Annotated in this window: 14 protein-coding genes and 2 tRNA genes; 11 read left to right on the top strand and 5 right to left on the bottom strand. The window is 42.2% G+C overall.

Annotation, left to right across the window (positions count from 1 at the left end; genetic code table 11):
- Positions 1-63 precede the first annotated feature (63 nt).
- The 7 genes from IQ211_RS06380 (at position 64) to IQ211_RS06350 (ending at position 9,620) form a co-directional block, all read left to right on the top strand.
- Positions 64-555: an Hcp family type VI secretion system effector gene (locus IQ211_RS06380; protein ID WP_189759826.1), complete on the top strand. Its 492-nt coding sequence runs from the start codon at positions 64-66 to the stop codon at positions 553-555.
- Between the two features lie 225 nt (positions 556-780).
- Complete coding sequence (tagH, locus tag IQ211_RS06375; RefSeq protein ID WP_189759827.1) at positions 781-2,340, top strand: type VI secretion system-associated FHA domain protein TagH; 1,560 nt, start codon at positions 781-783, stop codon at positions 2,338-2,340.
- A gap of 7 nt (positions 2,341-2,347) precedes the next feature.
- Positions 2,348-2,902 (top strand): type VI secretion system baseplate subunit TssE, encoded by a 555-nt coding sequence (locus IQ211_RS06370; RefSeq protein WP_189759828.1) that lies wholly within the window; start codon positions 2,348-2,350, stop codon positions 2,900-2,902.
- 159 nt (positions 2,903-3,061) lie between these two features.
- Positions 3,062-4,936: a type VI secretion system baseplate subunit TssF gene (gene tssF / locus IQ211_RS06365; protein ID WP_189759829.1), complete on the top strand. Its 1,875-nt coding sequence runs from the start codon at positions 3,062-3,064 to the stop codon at positions 4,934-4,936.
- Positions 4,937-4,946: 10 nt separating this feature from the next.
- Positions 4,947-6,002, top strand: a complete 1,056-nt coding sequence (gene tssG, locus IQ211_RS06360) for a type VI secretion system baseplate subunit TssG (protein WP_399478133.1) — start codon at positions 4,947-4,949, stop codon at positions 6,000-6,002.
- Positions 6,003-6,060: 58 nt separating this feature from the next.
- The gene (gene tssH, locus IQ211_RS06355; RefSeq protein ID WP_189759831.1) at positions 6,061-8,682 is read left to right on the top strand and encodes a type VI secretion system ATPase TssH; all 2,622 of its coding nucleotides are present in this window, start codon (positions 6,061-6,063) and stop codon (positions 8,680-8,682) included.
- Between the two features lie 23 nt (positions 8,683-8,705).
- Entirely contained in the window at positions 8,706-9,620 is a 915-nt protein-coding gene (locus IQ211_RS06350; RefSeq protein WP_189759832.1) for a serine/threonine protein kinase, read from the top strand.
- Here the strand turns inward: IQ211_RS06350 and rimJ are convergent.
- Positions 9,615-10,193, bottom strand: coding sequence for a ribosomal protein S5-alanine N-acetyltransferase (rimJ, locus tag IQ211_RS06345; protein ID WP_189759833.1), 579 nt, complete (start codon positions 10,191-10,193; stop codon positions 9,615-9,617). The two genes, IQ211_RS06350 and rimJ, sit on opposite strands and share 6 nt — an antisense overlap.
- A gap of 175 nt (positions 10,194-10,368) precedes the next feature.
- On the opposite strand from rimJ, the gene mdtH reads away from it, so the two are divergent.
- Together mdtH and IQ211_RS06335 are read left to right on the top strand one after the other, a co-directional pair.
- Positions 10,369-11,574 carry a multidrug efflux MFS transporter MdtH gene (gene mdtH, locus IQ211_RS06340; protein WP_189759834.1) on the top strand — a complete coding sequence of 402 codons (1,206 nt, stop codon included), beginning with the start codon at positions 10,369-10,371 and terminating at the stop codon, positions 11,572-11,574.
- 68 nt (positions 11,575-11,642) lie between these two features.
- Positions 11,643-12,206, top strand: coding sequence for a lipoprotein (locus IQ211_RS06335; RefSeq protein ID WP_189759835.1), 564 nt, complete (start codon positions 11,643-11,645; stop codon positions 12,204-12,206).
- A 198-nt stretch (positions 12,207-12,404) separates the two neighbouring features.
- Here the strand turns inward: IQ211_RS06335 and IQ211_RS06330 are convergent, their stop codons facing one another.
- Entirely contained in the window at positions 12,405-12,947 is a 543-nt protein-coding gene (locus IQ211_RS06330) for a TorD/DmsD family molecular chaperone (RefSeq protein WP_189759836.1), read from the bottom strand.
- Positions 12,948-13,030: 83 nt separating this feature from the next.
- The gene (gene ghrA, locus IQ211_RS06325) at positions 13,031-13,978 is read right to left on the bottom strand and encodes a glyoxylate/hydroxypyruvate reductase GhrA (protein ID WP_189759837.1); all 948 of its coding nucleotides are present in this window, start codon (positions 13,976-13,978) and stop codon (positions 13,031-13,033) included.
- Between the two features lie 316 nt (positions 13,979-14,294).
- On the opposite strand from ghrA, the gene IQ211_RS06320 reads away from it, so the two are divergent.
- Both IQ211_RS06320 and IQ211_RS06315 read left to right on the top strand, forming a co-directional pair.
- Positions 14,295-14,384: transfer RNA gene (locus IQ211_RS06320), tRNA-Ser, on the top strand.
- 131 nt (positions 14,385-14,515) lie between these two features.
- Positions 14,516-14,605: transfer RNA gene (locus IQ211_RS06315), tRNA-Ser, on the top strand.
- A gap of 67 nt (positions 14,606-14,672) precedes the next feature.
- Here the strand turns inward: IQ211_RS06315 and IQ211_RS06310 are convergent.
- Both IQ211_RS06310 and IQ211_RS06305 read right to left on the bottom strand, forming a co-directional pair.
- Positions 14,673-15,677 carry an NAD(P)H-quinone oxidoreductase gene (locus tag IQ211_RS06310; RefSeq protein WP_189761350.1) on the bottom strand — a complete coding sequence of 335 codons (1,005 nt, stop codon included), beginning with the start codon at positions 15,675-15,677 and terminating at the stop codon, positions 14,673-14,675.
- A 155-nt stretch (positions 15,678-15,832) separates the two neighbouring features.
- A complete protein-coding gene (locus IQ211_RS06305) occupies positions 15,833-16,339 on the bottom strand; it encodes a DUF6622 family protein (protein WP_189761351.1) in 507 nt (168 codons plus the stop codon).
- Positions 16,340-16,414: the final 75 nt, after the last annotated feature.

Below are 16,414 nucleotides of genomic sequence, written 5' to 3'. Positions count from 1 at the left end.
CAATAGGTAGTTATTGGCTGCACTTGTTAGTTTCATTCAACTCTCTATATTAAGGAGAAAATTATGTCTACTCCAGGCATTGATGCATATATTAAATTTACTGATGTTAAAGGAGAATCAGGCGATAACGAATTCAAAGAGTGGACGGCTGTCCAATCGTTTGCACTTGAAGTAATGAACAATGTTAATTCACATGCTCAGGGTTCTGGACTCGGTGCAGGTATCGTGACAGTTTCCGGTTTGTCTTTGGATATTTTGTTTGACAAGTCTGCCATAACCTTGCGCCAATACCTCGTTAAAGGGACACATATTAAAGAAGTGCAACTTAAAGTACGTAGACAAGGAGGTAAACAAGAGCCTTGGTATACATTGGTTTTGACAAACGCTTTAGTCGCGAGATCCAGCCTGGCATACGGGGATGGTGGTTTTTATTCTTCTATCCTCCTCGCCTTCCAAAAACATAAAGAAAGCTATTTCTCTCAAGAATATGGCTCAGGCGCTAAAGGTGCTGAAGTTAGCTATGAATGGGATTCTTACGCCAATAAAGGCGGTTAATCACACATATAATAGCCTTCCTGTGGATACTCACAGGAAGGCCGTCTTTTCAATTTCATTATTTCAAAACGTCATTATTTTCTCATTCATCGTTATCTATACGCATTAAACTTCAAGTTGCCATTGACAACACGACATGGAACCTGATTTCTCCCCCACTTCGCGGGGGAGAAATCACACGCACCTTGAAGTTAGATTGCTATATAACAATAGGTATCCATACTTATGAGATTCACCATTGTTAATCACTCTGGCTCCAGCCAACCCCCACAACTGAGTCATGATTTTTCTCCTCCTGGCGGCACAATCGGTCGCAGTACGGAAAATAACTGGTATTTGCCCGATGACGGACAAACAATTGCCAGACTGCAGGCCATTGTGTCTATTTCTGCTGACGGAGAATGCCAGATAAATAATCAAGGCTCTGCCTCTGAAGTTTTATTGAACATGATCCCCTTGGCGCCCAATCGCCAAGTTGAAATTCGTGATGGTGATATGCTGAATATTGGCAATTATCAGATCCAAGTTATTGATATCAAAAAGAACCCATCACAACACGGGATCAATGCCGAGCACTCGCTAACTGCCAGTGAAATTTGGGACGATCTTGAGCGTATTTTAACCTCCTCTGATACCTTATCTTCTTCTGATTCGCCCCAAGCTAAACCAGAAATAAACGACAATAATCCTCTGGTAACAAACCAATACGATAAAGAACGCAATCCAATTGATCCATTGGCAGAAATTGAGCCAACAATCGATTTTGACGCCCTACAATTGCGCACAACAGATCCGATCGCCATGTTCAATGCAGATACCACTTTTCAACAAGAAAACATATTGGATGACCATACACCTACCACGTTATTGTCACATGATGAGAATGAGCAAGATGATGATAAGCAGCAGGTTGATCCACTGGCACTGTTTTCCGACAAACACATTAAGGTTGCACAATCAACCAAAAATGATGATCTGTTGAATCAAATATTGGATGAGGCCATACCATTGAATGCGGTCGATGACGCGACTACTTCAGCATCTCAACTTTTTTCTCAGCCATCATCCGAGTTATTTGAAGAAAAAATCCTAAAGGAATCAATTAACTTAGAAGAAACAGATCAAGATGCACACCAAAATCAAGACAATAACGTCAAAAATAGCATCAAATTGGAAGGAAAATTACTGGCGGCGTTATTAGAGGGTATGGGACTGAAAGAGATCAACAACCTGCAATTTGATGAACAAAAGATGTATCAATTAGGACGATTCGTCAGTCAGTTAACTCAGGGTATCGTTACTCTCAACACTTTACGTACCCAACTGAAACACGAAACAAAAGCAGCCATGTCTCTGTCTCAACCTCAATCTAACGCCAATAACCCATTTAAACTTCTGCCTACTGGTCAGTCTATTTTGGTGCTGATGCTTTGTCATCATGTACCAGGGTTTATGCCACTTGAAATGGCAACCCGTGACATTTTGATTGAGTTGCAAGCACACCAAATGGGAATGATTGCGGGAATGCGTGCTATTACGACAGATATATTGCATCTATTCCATCCCGCGACCCTTGAACGCAAAGTACGCGAAAACAATGAATTATCGCGTTTTCCTTTGTCATTGTCTAACAACAAAGCCGCAATGTGGGAGTACCTCATCAAACATTACCAAAAAACAGAGAAAGCGTTTAAACAAGATCCTTTCCTGTTTGATGAAAAATTCCTGCAAGCCTATGAAGCAGAAGTTAACCGATATAAAAACTCCCAATGTAATGGCGAATAGGTGAATCATGAACGAGAATATAACTTTATTACATGGTGGTTATCATAGCCGGAATAACGCTACGCGCATCACTGCCAGAGATAGGATGTTACCTTCTTTATTCGACAGACTCACCGATCATGAACCTGATAAAAAACAAGAAACAATCAACAATTACATGTTGTCGCACACAGCCCTAAGGCAGAATGTCCTAAGAGATTTGCAATGGCTGCTCAATAACATCAACAACGAATTTTTGGAAGATCTCACCCCATTTCCAGAAATTCGTCATTCTGTGTATAACTTTGGTTTACCTTCCTTAGCGGGTGAATGCATATCTGAAATAGAATGGGGAAATATCCAGAACAGAATCATTACAGCAATTCATATATTCGAACCACGTATCATTCCCGATGGGCTTGAAGTCAACTGTGTATCCGATCCCCATACATTACCCCTATACAACACCTTATCCATAGAGATAAAGGGCTTGTTGTGGTGCGTTCCTTGGCCACTAGAGTTCCTGTTCCGCAGTGATATCGATCTTGAAAACGGTTACTTCACTATAAAAGAGACTGCATAATCGCCATAGGTGGACGGTGCTGAAAAAATGCCAATCGGCCTGTGTAGCGATTCCTTTAACTTTTAACCACAAGGGTGAATGCAGAAAGATTGCCGAGGCAAGAATAACGATGTCAAAGTGATTTTTGTCTTGCAAACGGGATGCGTTCATATAGGGAGTATGGATAATAAATTACTTGAATATTATAACCGTGAATTAATGTATTTACGGGAAATGGGTAAAGAATTTGCCAAACTCTATCCTAAAGTTGCCAATCGTTTAGGAATGCATGGCATTGACGTTGTTGATCCCTATGTTGAACGCTTGATGGAAGGTTTTGCTTTTCTGACTTCCCGCATCCAATTGAAAATGGATGCGGAATTCCCTCACTTTTCCGAGCAATTACTGGAGGTCCTGTACCCTAACTATTTATCTCCTACACCTTCAATGGCAATCATCGAACTCAAGCCAGATACCAGTAAGGGGGATATCAGCCATGGATTTTTAGTGCCGCGTGGCACAATCATGCACTGCCAAACATTGAAAAAGGATGGGATCAATTTCTACTACAGCACCACACAAGATGTCACCTTACAGCCGCTGCATCTAAAAAACGTTGAACTTGGCAGGATCCCCGCTAACCTCCCGCTCGTGGCACTGAACCTTCATCAATATGGCGCCGTCAGTGCACTACGCATTCATCTTGGCTGTCAAGGAAAATTCTTCCTCAATGAACTGAATCTCAAGAAGCTGGTATTCTTTCTTTCCGGGCCAGATATTCAATCCCAACGGTTGTTGGAACTGATTATGGAACATTCTGTTGGCATAGTATGTCAGACGCTGGGTGATACTCCCCAATATCAGGTCTTGCCCGATATCTTCCCGCATCATGAAGGATTTGATGATGATCAGTCATTACTCCCCAATGATTCGCGTAATTTCAGTGGTTATCGTCAACTTCAGGAATATTTTGCTTTTCCGGCACGCTTTCAATTCTTCAGTATCAGCAGTATGGAATCTTTACTACAACAAACTCAGGAAAAGAATGAATTTGAGTTGATACTGCTTTTGGATCAAACCGACTCCGAACTGGAACGTCTGGTAGATGCCTCTTATCTGGCCTTGAACAGTACACCAGTCATTAATTTATTCCCTAAAATCACGGAACGGATCTCAGTGGAAGAAAGTGCCAATGAATACCACTTAGTGGTCGATAACATTCGTCCTCTGGATTACGAAATTTTTTCAGTACAACGTCTGCACGGTGCAAACATCAAACGTAAAGAAACACAAATATTCAGGCCATTTTGGTCTACTTTCAGTGACGACCAGGATAATTACGGCTCTTACTTTTCTGTGCGCCGTGAACCCCGTATCTTATCTGAACATACCCGTCACTACGGAACCCGAACCAGTTATGTTGGAACAGAATCCTTTGTCTCTATTGTTGATGAACAAAACTCCCCGTGGCTCAATGAGTTAAAATTCCTGACCGCTGATGTCATGTGCACTAATCGTGACTTATCAGTGATGTTGCGCCAACAGGATCTCAACAGTTTTGTCATGTTAGATTCGATTCCAATTAACCAAATTGTATTTCTAAAAAGGCCCACCATTCCACGCCCTGCCTTAGCACAAGGTTCAACCTCTTGGAAACTAATTAGCCAGCTTCAACTTAATTATCTAAACCTCATGGATAAAGATGACGAGCAAGGTACCCAGGCATTACGACAATTGTTGAGCTTATACGCCAACCTTGCAGAGCCAGCCGTCATGCGCCAGATTAATGGTATCCGCCACAGTTCATTAAAAACGATTTATCGGCGGGTTCCTGAACCTGGCCCGATCGTCTTTGCTCGTGGTGTTAGTATTAGGATTGAAGTGGATGAACAAGAATTTGCCGGAACCAGTCCCTGGTTGTTGGGCAGCGTATTGGAAAAGCTCTTTTCACGACTGGTCACCATGAACTCCTTTACTGAAATGACATTATATAGCCAACAACGCGGCAACATCGGATTTTGGCCTGCCCGTATGGGCAACAAGAATTTGCTATAACAGACAAGAAATGAATATGATGCAAAAAAATTCCATTTCTATTCATCACCTATGTCGTTTACCGGATAACTTTTGGCAGCAACTCAGCCAAACTCCCTGGCAATTCGACTTATTTCAAACCCTGCGCCGGATCGATGCCCAATCTGGAGCAGATTATATGCTCGGTTCTGCCCCATTGCCGAAATATGAGCTACTGCGGTTGGGACAAAAAGCGTCCATGATTTTCGCCCCTTCTACTATTGCTGAAGTCAGGCAACGAGAAAACTCGACACTGTATGACATACTCATTTACAGTTTTGGTTTGTTCGGTCCCAATGGCCCATTACCACTGCATATGACCGAATATGCCTATACACGACAATATAATTATCAAGATCCAACCCTGAATGCTTTCGCTAACCTATTCCATCATAGATTAATCCTGTTGTTCTATCGAGCCTGGGCCAATACTCAACCAACCGTATCACTCGATCGTCAGGATAATCAACGCTTTTGCCATTATTTCTCCTGTTTGGTGGGTATGGGTTTGCCTGCTCAACAACAACCAGACACCATCAATGATCACGCGCGTTATTTTTTATCTGGCCATTTATCCCGTCAAGGGCATAACTCAGAAGGGTTAGAAAAAATACTGTCCTGTTATTTCCATGTCCCACTCAAAATTGTGCAAAATATTCCCCAATGGCTGGAAGTCGAAGTACAGGATCAGGCCCAATTAAAAACAGGACGTAACATGCCACGTTTGGGTAAATCGGCTTTTTTAGGCATTGCACACTACGATATTCAACATAAATTTCGCATTAAATTAGGTCCGCTAAAACTGGCTGAATACCAGATGTTCTTGCCGGAAGGAGCCAAATCAAGGCAGTTGCGTGACTGGGTTTATCAATATTTGGGGATTGAATACGCATGGGATATCCAGTTAATTCTCCACCAGTCAGATGTAAAAGGGATTTGTCTGTCTGAACCGATAAAATTAGGACTCAGCAGTTGGCTTGGAAAAATTGAGCGGGATAAAAATAAACAACCAACCCATCGCGGGGATTTAATTTACAAGCCGGAATGATCCCCCGCTCTTGCCTGCAAAACTCAATCACTGTCAACAATACTACGGGTTATACACTATGTCAGAAATCAGTCGTTCTGTACTCTTCGGCAAACTTAACCGCACCCTGTTCACTTCCTTAGAAAGTGCCACCACTTTTTGTAAACTACGCGGCAACCCTTATGTTGAATTAGTTCACTGGCTGCATCAACTCATGCAGCAACAAAACAGCGACTTACAGCAAATTATCCGCCACTTTTCACTGGACGAATCTGCGTTGGCTAAAGACATTGTTACAGCACTTGATCGCTTGCCACGGGGAGCCAGTGCCATCTCTGATCTTGCCGAACATATTGATAATGCCGTAGAACGCGCTTGGGTATATGGATCGCTGAAATTTGGTGTCAATGAAATTCGCAGTGCCCACTTGCTGATAGGCATACTGAAAACCTTTAACTTACGCAATGCGCTGAAATCCATTTCCCCCCAGTTTGACCATGTGAATGCAGATACTCTACTCGACAATTTCAACAGCATCTGCAACGATAGCGATGAATCCCAATCAAATGCACCACAGAGTGCGGCAAGCCCTTCCCCACAATCATCCTCTCTACAACCGTCTTCTCTGCAACAATATGGACAAGAACTGACTGCGCGCGCGCGCAATGGTGAAATTGATCCAGTATCAGGGCGTGATGAAGAAATTCGTCAGATTATTGATATTCTGATGCGTCGTCGCCAAAATAATCCACTACTGACTGGCGAAGCCGGTGTCGGTAAAACCGCCGTCATTGAAGGGCTGGCATTGAAGATTGTGGCGAAAGAAGTGCCCCCACCTTTGCTGGATGTCCAGCTTTGGTTATTGGATATCGGTATGCTACAAGCCGGTGCAGGAGCCAAAGGCGAATTTGAGTCACGTCTACGCCAAGTGATCGATGAAGTACAATCTAGCCCTACCCCAATCATTCTGTTTATTGACGAAATTCATACCTTGATTGGGGCAGGTGGACAACAGGGAACCGGTGATGCTGCCAACCTGTTAAAACCGGCATTGGCACGCGGGCAATTACGTACTCTTGGCGCCACAACCTGGTCGGAGTACAAAAAATATATCGAAAAAGATCCCGCACTTACCCGCCGTTTTCAAGTCGTTCAAATTCATGAACCCAATGAAAATAAAGCGCTGATCATGCTACGCAGTCTGGCCAAGGCACTGGAGCAACATCACCATGTGCTTTTGCTGGATGAAGCCATTGAAGCCGCTGTACGCCTTTCACATCGCTATATTCCCGCCCGTCAATTACCGGACAAAGCTGTGGCCCTATTGGATACCGCCTGTGCCAGGGTTGCAATCAGCCAATATGCAGAACCACCCCAACTGGAAAATTGCCGTCATCACATAGATGCATTGAAAATTGAGCTGGAGATTGCCGAACGGGAATTTAAAGTAGGCATCGGTGATAAACAACGTCCGGCCACTATTCTGAACGAACTATCTACGCTGGAAGCTCAAAAAAAACAATTACAAGAACGTTGGGAACAAGAACTGTCCTTGATCGATAAAATTATTTCTCTGCGAACGCAATTACACACCGACCAGGATGACAACTTTGCAGCAAAACATGCCGAATTGTCAGAGTTACAGCAACAATTGAAAACCTTACAAGGTGAAGAACCTCTTATCTTTGCTGCTGTAGACAGCAATATTATTTCTTCCGTTGTTTCAGACTGGACAGGCATTCCACTCAATCGTATGGTAAAAGACGAAATCGATGCCGTATTACAATTGGCTGATATCCTTAGTCAACGTGTTATCGGTCAGTATCATGGATTAGAGTTAATTGCAAAACGCATACGCACTTCACGCGCTAAACTAGATGATCCCAATAAACCTGTTGGTGTTTTCATGTTGTGTGGCCCATCTGGTGTGGGTAAAACGGAAACAGCTCTCGCCCTTGCCGAAACATTATATGGCGGAGAACAAAATCTTATTACTATCAATATGAGCGAATTTCAGGAGGCACATACGGTATCAACGTTAAAAGGAGCGCCTCCTGGCTATGTTGGTTATGGTGAAGGTGGCGTACTGACGGAAGCTGTCCGACGCCGCCCTTATAGTGTAGTCTTGTTGGATGAAGTAGAGAAAGCCCACCCCGATGTACATGAAATTTTCTTCCAGGTCTTCGACAAGGGCTGGATGGAAGATGGCGAAGGGCGCCACATCGACTTTCGAAATACGATTATTATCCTGACATCTAATATCGGTGCTGATTTGATCAGTTCATTGTACAGCCAACAAGATACCTTACCGGAACCAGAAGAACTCACTGCTGCATTGCGTAAGCCGTTATTGAATGTGTTTCCTGCCGCCCTGTTAGGACGATTACTGGTCATTCCTTACTCCCCATTAGGTCATGAAGTGATGATAAATATTGTGCACTTACAATTGGAGAGGATTAAAAAACGTCTGTTGGAAAACCACGGAATTACAGCAACATTCGATGATGTCATGGTCGAGCATATCGTCAGTCGATGTACAGAAATTGAATCAGGTGGACGCATGGTTGATGCTATTCTGACAAATACCCTGCTACCGCAAATCAGCCAGCAACTGCTTTCCGCTAGTGCACATGATGAACAATATCATCAGCTTCAGGTTTCTCTTGAGCAAGGTGAGTTTCAGTGTAAATTCATGGAATAAGCAGATAACAAGAGATTGCCCATTTGCAAAATTTTTACAGGACACATATCGGTGGTCACATCGGCTTTACTCACCCTCTTCCAATCGGATACTGCCTCAATGAATTTGAAATCTCAGAAGTTATTGGCAAAAGCCGCGGCAGTATTGTGTATCGTGTTTGGGATCACCATCTCAAGCAATCTATTGCTATCAAAGAATATACGCCCCACTCTTTTGCTATACGCCGCCAGGATATGAAACTCAACTTACGAGGAAAAAAGTTAGAAAAACAATTTTATGCTGGATTACAAGATTTTATCCGTGAAGCCCATTTGATGTCCTGTTTCGAACATCCCTGCCTTCCCCGCTTTCAGCGCTTTTGGCAACAAAACTGCACAGCATATATAGCCGCTTCCTTTTACAAAGGGATGACATTAAATCAATTGAGGATAAAACATCCACATTTCATTAATGAAAATTGGCTTCGTCAAATACTGTTTCCCTTGCTGGATGCACTTAATACGCTCCATCAAAAGAATTACTTACATCGCGATATTTCTTTGGACAATATTTTGATCCAGGAGAATCAATCACCGATATTGCTGGACTTAGGATCTACCCGCCAGACAACAACACGCTTGTCTGATGATACAGAGATAACCATTCGATCCGGTTTTACTCCCATTGAACAATACACTGCCAATGAAAAAAACCAACAAGGCCCTTGGACAGATCTCTATGCGTTAGGGGCAGTACTCTATACCTTGATTGTAGGCACCCCCCCTCCGGTCAGCATCGTACGCAATCTTGAAGATAATTATCAGCCGCTGGTTAAACTGCGTCCAGCGGGATACTCCTTACCGTTTCTGCATGCCATTGACTCTGCCCTGGCAATAAAACCCTCAAGACGGCCACTGTCTATATCCGAATTCATTACTATTTTTTCAACACATTTATAACCCCCAAGAATCATCAATCAATGATGTCAACACATGATCCTGCCAAACGCCGTCAATCATTAGATAGTTCCTGGCATAACCTTCCCGTTCAAAACCTAATTTCTTAAGTAAATTTCCACTGCGATGATTATGTGGCATGTAATTAGCCATAATTCGGTGCATTTTTTGGTGGCGTTGCATATAACGGATTGTTGGTTGCAAAGCTTCATACATTAATCCTTGGCCTTGCCATTTTTCGCCCAAAGAATAACCAAGGTAACAGGAATAAAACGCCCCCCGTACAACATTAGTGAAGTTAGCAATCCCCATCACTTCATTTTCATTAGGATCTAATAACAAAAAATTAAATGCCGATCCCTGCCGCTGTAATTCCACAATATAATTCAGTCTATTTGTCCATCCCGAAGGCTGATAAAAACTACCATCTCTTGTCGGTTCCCATGGCTTAAGAAAATCTTTATTTTCTGCATAATATTCAGCCAATTTATAGGTATCCCGTTCATACACCACACGAATAACCATTCTATTCGTAATAAAGCGAATCTTGGGAGATGCAGAACGATAACCAAACATGTTTTCTCCTGATATTTACCCTGGAAAATTCATTAAGTAATTTAGCGCTTACGACATTTTTAATCACCCTCTGACGATAAAAAAATATCATCTATATCCCTCTACCTTAATACTCAAATTAAGTCCAAAATAACAAAGTATTCACATTTATCTTTTCATATTCCAATGGTGCAAAATGTCATTAGTTTCACAAGCGCGTAGCTTGGGTAAATATTTTCTTTTATTCGATAATCTGCTCGTTATTTTAGGATTTTTTGTTGTTTTTCCCTTAATTTCTATTCGTTTCGTCGAACAACTTGGCTGGGCTGCCGTTATTGTCGGTTTGGCACTCGGTTTGCGCCAACTGGTACAACAAGGATTAGGTATCTTTGGTGGTGCTATAGCGGATAAGTTCGGTGCCAAGCCCATGATTGTCACAGGTATGTTACTACGGGCTGTGGGTTTTGCCTTGATGGCCATGGCATTTGAACCCTGGATATTACTCCTTTCCTGCATTTTATCTGGATTGGGTGGGACATTGTTCGATCCGCCAAGGGCGGCATTAGTCATAAAATTAACCCGCCCTCATGAACGTAACCGTTTCTATTCGCTTTTATTGATGCAAGATAGTGCAGGCGCCGTCATTGGTGCACTGATAGGAAGCTGGTTGCTGCAATATAATTTCAATATTGTCTGCTGGATTGGCGCAACAATCTTTGTATTAGCCGCTCTATTTAACGCTTTGTTTCTGCCGGCATACCGTATCTCAACAATTCGCACCCCCATCAAGGAAGGTCTGAGACGTGTGATCAAAGATCGTCGATTCTTTTACTACGTACTGACATTAGCTGGTTATTTTATCCTGTCAGTACAAGTTATGTTGATGTTTCCTATTATAATCCATGAAATTTCCGGTACAGCTACCGCCGTTAAGTGGATGTATGCCATTGAAGCTGTCATCTCTCTGACACTGCTCTACCCCATCGCCCGCTGGAGTGAGAAATATTTTCGGCAGGAGCAACGCCTAATGGCTGGCTTGTTTTTAATGAGTCTTTGCATGTTTCCAATCGGTTGGGTCAATCAATTGCATCTCATCTTTGGCCTGATTTGTCTGTTCTATCTGGGCCTGGTAATAGCAGAGCCGGCACGTGAAACCCTGAGTGCTTCACTGGCTGATCCACGGGCACGCGGCAGTTACATGGGATTCAGCCGACTGGGGTTGGCATTGGGAGGCGCGTTGGGCTATACCGGTGGCGGGTGGCTTTATGATACAGGCCATGCCTTAAATATACCGCAATTACCGTGGCTCTTGCTGGGATTGGTGGGTTTAGTGACCATTTATGCCCTGCATCACCAGTTCAACCGGAAGAAAATTGAACCTATCATTATTAGCAAGCATTAATCATATGATGAGCAAATTAAGTATTAATTAGTGTAAGATCTGCTCATTGAAAACAAAAGGAGACAACAATGAGAAGATTTTTCTTAGGGGCAATCTTGCTACTGGCAGGGTTAATCAGCGGCTGTGATCAATTCAAGGAAGTCAGTATTAATGAAGGCTTGCTGAATGATTATTTATTAAAAAGAGTTCATTATCAAAAACAAATCAGCCTGCCCGCCGCTACCAAAGCCAATATCACACTGGGAGATTTATCCAGCCAGATCGGCCGCCAAGATCCAGAAAAAATTGAATTATCAACTCTGGCAAAAGTTCAATTAGTGACCTTGCTGGGAACGGTTCATGCTGATATGAAACTGACTATTAGGGCTAAACCGATATTTGATGCGGAAAAAGGTGCTATTTTCATTAACGGGTTGGAAATCGTAGACTACCAAACCACACCAGAAAAAGTCGCCACGCCAATTAAGACGTTGCTCCCTTATTTAAATGTGTCTTTAAGTGAGTTTTTTGATGATCATCCGGTTTATGTCTTAAATCCAGAAAAAAGCAAGTCCGAAGCCGCTGCTTTAAAATTAGCCAAAGGATTAAAAATTCAACCCGGTAAATTGATTATTGATTTGGTTGATAAATAATTTCTATACCAATCTAACTTCAAGATGCGTGTGATTTCTCCCCGCGAAGCGGGGGAGAAATCAGGTTTCATATCGTGTTGTAAATTGCAACTTGAAGTTTAATGTATATATTATCGATAAAATAGTAAGAGCAGTTTATTAAATAACCTGCTTTTACTTGTTGTTGCTATTTACCGCTTGGCTTATCTATATGTGTTGTCACTCCACTTCCAGTTCTTCACGTAACGCTTGCAATGCCTCTCGAGTCATAATCGCCAACGTCCGATAAAAGCCACTGGTCGCATGGGCTTCGACTTTACCAAGAAATTGTCCACACCAAGGCAACAAATATTCATCAAATAACTTAATCTGGGCCTGGATTTCATCCTCTGCGGCCTGATCTTCCAACCATGATGCTGCCAACAATAAGGAACCAAATTGATCGGCAGGAATATCAGTCAAAGGCATGCCTCGCTCCACCAAAAACTGGCGTACTTCACTTTCATCTTTATCAGTATAATCAGAGCGGCAAACTGCAACGCTCGCAGATTCTCCAGTAAATAAGGCATGATAATCGGCTTCAATCACCGATAATTCACTGCTTTTCTGCAACCTATCCAATAACTCATCCTGCTCCAAAGGCCACAATGGTTTCAATTTTCCTTCAGCAATCAGGGTGATTACCGGTTGCAAAACAGGATCTTGTGGTGCTCGGTTAAACAATGTTCCCAATATACGGCAGACAATAGAAAATTCGTTCATAGTTTAATTCACCTCCAATAACTTATCTAAATAATAAATATCTGTTATTGTCCTAATCGTCTGCCTTGCTGTAAAGCGACTTGTTAATAACCAAGTGTCATATCAACGAGGCCAATGGGTGATTCACCTTTTTCCATTCGTCGAATATTGTCACAAATCATATCCATAGCTTCATCAGGAATAGTCTTAGCCGCGATATGTGGCGTGATATTAATGCGTGGGTGAGTCCAGAAAGGGTGAAAATTTGATAGCGGTTCTTCAACAAATACATCCAGAGTCGCGCCCGCCACATAACCTTTATCAATGGCTGTCAACAAATCTTGCTCTACCAATTGGGCGCCTCGTGCAATATTAATCACATATGAGCCAGATTTTAACTGCCTGAATAATGCTAGATTTAAGAGACCACGAGTTTCTGGCGTATCCGGCAGGATATTAATCAATACCTTACATTCAGAAAGAAAATCGTCCAGTTGCCCTTTCCCATAAAAACTCTCGACATGATCAATTTGTTTTGGTGTTCGGCTCCAGCTGCGAACATTGAAATCAAATTCTTTCAATTTTTCAATAACACTACGCCCCAAAACGCCCGCCCCCAGGACACCAATGACAAACTCGTCTCGATTATGGGCAGGCACTGGGTTCCAAAGACGCTGTTCTTGATATTGTTTATATTCATCCATGCGGCGAAAATAGTATAAAACTGAGGAAACCGTATATTCCTGCATTTGCTGTGCCATGCCCGTATCTTCAAGACGTATTAGCGGAATCCCTTTAGGTAATGTCCCTGGATTTGCTAATTCTTGCTGAAGGATGGCATCCACTCCAGCCCCAAGTGAAAATATTCCTTTGATATCCCGACGGTTAGCTAACATTTCATAGGGAGGTAACCAAACTAATGCATAGTCAGCAGAGGCATTATCACCACTAATCCATTGCCGGACGTTAGCTTCAGGTAACCTAGCTTGTATTCCCTGAATCCATTCATCGCCATTAAAATTAGGGGAAGAGTGAAAGAAAATGATGTTCATAAAATCTCATTCCTTTTTGTTTTTCTAATAGGGTTAACTTATTGCTGAAAGGTTGCAAGCCTCCAATGAGGAAGACAGGAATGAAAATAATGATAATGTTATCTGGTTAACAAATTTGCCATGATCTGTTGCAACAAAAAAAGCACCTTTATTCCCGTAATTGGCTATCCGCCACACAAATTGTTTTTTATTTGTCTAATCGGTCAAAAAGCCTGAAAAAATCGTCATCAGCCTGTTGACGCCTGCCCTGCTTTTCCCTATAGTAGCGCCCCGTTGCAGCGATGAACTCAAGAGAAATCACTGCAATAGAAAATATGGTGAGGTGTCCGAGAGGCTGAAGGAGCACGCCTGGAAAGTGTGTATACGTGAAAACGTATCGAGGGTTCGAATCCCTCCCTCACCGCCATATTCTACGAAAGAGCCTGAACAAAATGGTCAGGCTTTTTTAATGCCTGACTATTTAACCCTAAATGGTTAGGTTTATTAGTAATGCGATTACAATAGTGTATTCTTATTGAATGCAGCAAAACAAAATTCGGTGAGGTGTCCGAGAGGCTGAAGGAGCACGCCTGGAAAGTGTGTATACGTGAAAACGTATCGAGGGTTCGAATCCCTCCCTCACCGCCATTTTCTATAAAATAGCCTGAATTGATATTCAGGCTATTTTTCCATCCCAAATACCCAATAAAATCGCCTATACCACCAGCATAATTTTCCCAATATGTTCACTGCTTTCCATCAATTCGTGAGCCTTTGATGCCTGGCTGAGTGGGAACGTTTTAAAAATCTTTGGCTTAATTTTCCCTTGCCCTAATAAAGGCCAAACTTTCTCACATAGATCATGAGCAATACTGGCTTTATCTTCAACACTACGAGAACGCAGTGTAGAACCTGTGATTGTGAGACGTTTTTGCAGCAAGGGCATCAAGTTAAGCGCTTTCGCCTTTCCACTCTGCACACCAATTTGAATAATTCTGCCCTCTATAGCTGCCGCCTGAAAATTTTTTGCTACATAATCACCAGCAATAAGATCAACTATCACATCTGCACCACGGCCATTAGTCGCCTGAAAAGTGAGTTCGACAAAGTCTTCCGTTTTATAATTGATGGAAATATCAGCGCCTAACGCCAAACTGGCTTGACGTTTCTCTTGAGAACCTACAGTGGTAATCACATAAGCACCAAATGTTTTTGCCAGTAAAGTGGCAACAGTGCCAATACCCGAAGTGCCGCCGTGGACTAAAACCGTTTCACCTGCTTTCAACTTGCCACGTTGAAATAGATTCACCCATACCGTAAAAAATGTTTCTGGTAATGCTGCAGCTTCCAACAAACTATAACCTTTAGGGATTGGTAATGCGTTACTCTCATGTACTTTGCAATATTCAGCGTACCCTCCCCCTGCAATTAATGCACATACCTGATCACCAACAGCATAGCGCGTTACAGCTGGATCAACAGCAACAACTGTACCTGAAACTTCCAAACCTGGAATTTCAGAAGCACCCGCTGGTGGAGGATAATATCCACGTCGCTGTGCCACATCGGGGCGATTAACACCTGCGGCTGCCACTTTAACCAATATTTCCCCTGCGCTAAGTTCAGGAATAGACATTTTTATCATTGTTAAAACATCAGGCTCTCCTGGCTGGCTAATCTCAACCGCAACCATTTCCTTATCAAACGGATATACTGACATTTGTTTCTCCTTATTCGATCATATGGGTATGACTATCTATTAAATAGGTTTTCATAATACTGAGAGTATCAGATGTTGGAGTTCCTTACCCCGCGCAGTGCGCGGGGTAAGGAGTACTCCTATCATTTTGAAACGCTATTTAAAATAGTTTCACCTTATTCCTTTTTATTATTTACATAGTGAATAAATAAATTAAGCGTTCCTCCCCAAAAAACGCCATCCGATAACCCACAAATAAAACCAAAAAGTAAATTAAAATTGAAAGAATATAACAAATTAGAGTTAATACTCATCATGGCAGAAATAATAAACTTCACTATAAAAACAGTAAGAATCAGACCCAAATTCAAAGGCGTTCCTGAACGAATGATTGAGCCATCTTCATTACCTTTTCTTAATCTTGGTTGACTACGCCATAAGCCCCATCCGATACCCCCTCCCACAATAATACCGACAATAAGCGCCAGGAATGCCGAATTTGGAAATGTCGTTTCATTTAATACACTGTAAATTGCCCATATTAAAAACAAAACCGGCATAAAAAACAGCCGATCAATACGCATTTCCCTGTCATATAACGCATTGATACCCCGTTTAATCAGAAAAACAAATAAAATCCAAACCCAAATAGGAGTACCTTTAATAATGGCTAAAATTGACATATTACTCACCTTTCTTACATTGAGCATTAAGCCCTTTACATTTTAAATAAAATAGCCCATTCTTCATATTTATTT

This window comes from Xenorhabdus griffiniae, assembly GCF_015163655.1.
Taxonomy (GTDB): Bacteria; Pseudomonadota; Gammaproteobacteria; order Enterobacterales; family Enterobacteriaceae; genus Xenorhabdus; species Xenorhabdus griffiniae.
This window is presented reverse-complemented; position numbering and strand designations above follow the sequence as displayed.

Excerpts from the sequence above, each read along its gene's own strand:
- rimJ (WP_189759833.1), bottom strand. The coding sequence starts at position 10,193 with ATGTTTGGTTATCGTTCTGCATCTCCCAAGATTCGCTTTATTACGAAT.
- tssG (WP_399478133.1), top strand. The coding sequence starts at position 4,947 with ATGAATATGATGCAAAAAAATTCCATTTCTATTCATCACCTATGTCGT.
- IQ211_RS06310 (WP_189761350.1), bottom strand. The coding sequence starts at position 15,677 with ATGTCAGTATATCCGTTTGATAAGGAAATGGTTGCGGTTGAGATTAGC.
- tagH (WP_189759827.1), top strand. The coding sequence starts at position 781 with ATGAGATTCACCATTGTTAATCACTCTGGCTCCAGCCAACCCCCACAA.
- IQ211_RS06370 (WP_189759828.1), top strand. The coding sequence starts at position 2,348 with ATGAACGAGAATATAACTTTATTACATGGTGGTTATCATAGCCGGAAT.
- tssH (WP_189759831.1), top strand. The coding sequence starts at position 6,061 with ATGTCAGAAATCAGTCGTTCTGTACTCTTCGGCAAACTTAACCGCACC.
- tssF (WP_189759829.1), top strand. The coding sequence starts at position 3,062 with ATGGATAATAAATTACTTGAATATTATAACCGTGAATTAATGTATTTA.
- IQ211_RS06335 (WP_189759835.1), top strand. The coding sequence starts at position 11,643 with ATGAGAAGATTTTTCTTAGGGGCAATCTTGCTACTGGCAGGGTTAATC.
- IQ211_RS06330 (WP_189759836.1), bottom strand. The coding sequence starts at position 12,947 with ATGAACGAATTTTCTATTGTCTGCCGTATATTGGGAACATTGTTTAAC.
- IQ211_RS06305 (WP_189761351.1), bottom strand. The coding sequence starts at position 16,339 with ATGTCAATTTTAGCCATTATTAAAGGTACTCCTATTTGGGTTTGGATT.
- mdtH (WP_189759834.1), top strand. The coding sequence starts at position 10,369 with ATGTCATTAGTTTCACAAGCGCGTAGCTTGGGTAAATATTTTCTTTTA.
- IQ211_RS06380 (WP_189759826.1), top strand. The coding sequence starts at position 64 with ATGTCTACTCCAGGCATTGATGCATATATTAAATTTACTGATGTTAAA.
- ghrA (WP_189759837.1), bottom strand. The coding sequence starts at position 13,978 with ATGAACATCATTTTCTTTCACTCTTCCCCTAATTTTAATGGCGATGAA.